2 protein-coding genes are annotated in these 597 nt (G+C 21.5%); both read right to left on the bottom strand.

The features are described 5' to 3' along the window. Positions 1–74: 74 nt before the first annotated feature. Positions 75–206, bottom strand: coding sequence for an ERCC4 domain-containing protein (locus LUA84_RS05090; RefSeq protein WP_457913330.1), 132 nt, complete (start codon positions 204–206; stop codon positions 75–77). 146 nt (positions 207–352) lie between these two features. Further along, on the bottom strand, positions 353–597 hold a 245-nt coding region (locus LUA84_RS01320; RefSeq protein WP_231434085.1), incomplete at its 5' end, for a hypothetical protein.

Raw genomic sequence — 597 nt, forward strand, 5'->3', positions numbered from 1 at the left:
TATAACTGGTATTTTATATTCCAAAATTATTTTTAATATCAATGTGCTTATGTAACTTATTGAAATATTTGTATCTATTCCAAAATTACTTCAGTTCCTTCCAATANNNNTATAGATTTTTTATCCTTCAATTTTTCTAATTGCTTATATAACCTTCCATCTNNTATAGAATTAATGAAATCTAATATATTTTTTCTTTCAATTATTGATTAACTAGTTCTATAATNNNNAACATCTAAATTTTCTAATTTTATTAAAATATCTGTATTTGATAAGGTCTTGTANNACCCCAGATTCTTTTTCTTTATAATCTACAATAATCATAGGAACATTTGATTTTGTATTAATTACATTAGATGAACTTATCTTTTTCTTGAGAGGTCTGACTACCTGAAAGATACTTAAATATTCCTCCAGATTTTTCAACACTTTCAGTCATCATTTTATTATTTATATTATTTTCCTCTATATTATTATTTATTTTTAGATATTTTTTTATTCTTTTAATTATATATAACATCTTTTTTTCTTTCTTTCTTGAAACCCAGTAAAATCTTTCATCCATTGTATTCTTTGTAACTAATATTATTACTTCCC

It is taken from the genome of Candidatus Nanopusillus massiliensis (genome assembly GCF_920984865.1).